This window comes from Streptomyces sp. 5K101 (assembly GCF_046506645.1).
GTDB lineage: Bacteria > Actinomycetota > Actinomycetes > Streptomycetales > Streptomycetaceae > Streptomyces.
In genome coordinates, this window is the sequence record NZ_JBKFFO010000066.1 from 1 (window position 1) to 1140 (window position 1140).

A 1140-nucleotide genomic window follows, 5' to 3' on the forward strand; every position below is an offset into this window, starting at 1 on the left:
GGCCACACCGTCCCGTCGGTCATCGACCTCGACAAGAACCGCGGCCAGGTATCCCTTGCATGGCGCCTGTCCCGGCTCAACATCACCTTCAAAGCGACCATCCGACACGTCCGCACAGGCCTCACACAGGCGGCATACCTGTCTCCGGGCAACAGCTCCACCCCCATCCCACAGCAGGTCGGTTTCACCTGGGACGGGCTGCTGCACGACAACGGCCGTGAGGTGAACGCTCCGAACGGCGAATACACCTGGGATATCGAAGCCGCACCCACCAACGGGATCGGCCCGGCAGCCACCGCCTCCGGCACGTTCACGGTCACCCGCAAGGCCGCCCCGCACGACTACAGCGACAACGGATCCCCGGACCTCCTGGCCCGGGACAGCTCCGGACGGCTCTGGCGCGAAGACACCACCTCCTCCCCGGAGCACCCCGACCACCTCAGCGAGACGCGCCGCAAGCTCGTCGGCGGCGGCTGGCAGATCTACAACCGCATCGAGGCCGGGGGCAACATCGCCGGCGGCGCTGCCGGGGACCTGGTCGCCCGGGACACCGCAGGGGTGCTCTGGCTCTACCAGGGCCGCGGCGACGGCACTTTCACCACCCGGGTGAAGATCGGCGGCGGCTGGCAGGGCTACCGGCACATCGCCGCCGGCAGCGACCTCACCGGCGACGGCAGAGCCGACCTGGTCGCCACCGACTCCGCCGGCGCGCTGTGGCTCCACACGGGCACCGGCAACGCGAGCGCCCCGTTCGCCGCCCGCAAGAAGGTCGGCCTGCGCGGCTGGCAGACGTTCAACCGCATCGAGGCCACCGGAAACATCGCCGGCGGCTCCGCAGGCGACCTCGTCGCCCGGGACACCGCGGGTGTGCTCTGGCTCTACCAGGGCCGCGGCGACGGCACCTTCACCACCCGCGTCAAGATCGGCGGCGGCTGGAACGCCTACACCCACATCGTCGGCATCAGCGACGGCAACCGGGACGGACGCCCCGACCTCTTCGCCGCGGCACCCGACGGCAACACGTACTTCTACCAGGGCACCGGCAGCACAGCCGCGCCGTTCCGGACGCGCAACGACAGCACCGTCTTCTTCGGAATGACGCAGTCGTACAACCACATCGCCTGAGGCTCCGGCATCGAC

The 1140-nt window shown here is 70.1% G+C and carries 1 protein-coding gene; it reads left to right on the plus strand.

Annotated elements, in window-relative coordinates; translation table 11 throughout:
* Window positions 1–1125, plus strand: a 1125-nt coding sequence (locus ACLB9X_RS34375; protein ID WP_410364340.1) for an FG-GAP repeat domain-containing protein, incomplete at its 5' end; no start/stop codon positions are given.
* Window positions 1126–1140: the final 15 nt, after the last annotated feature.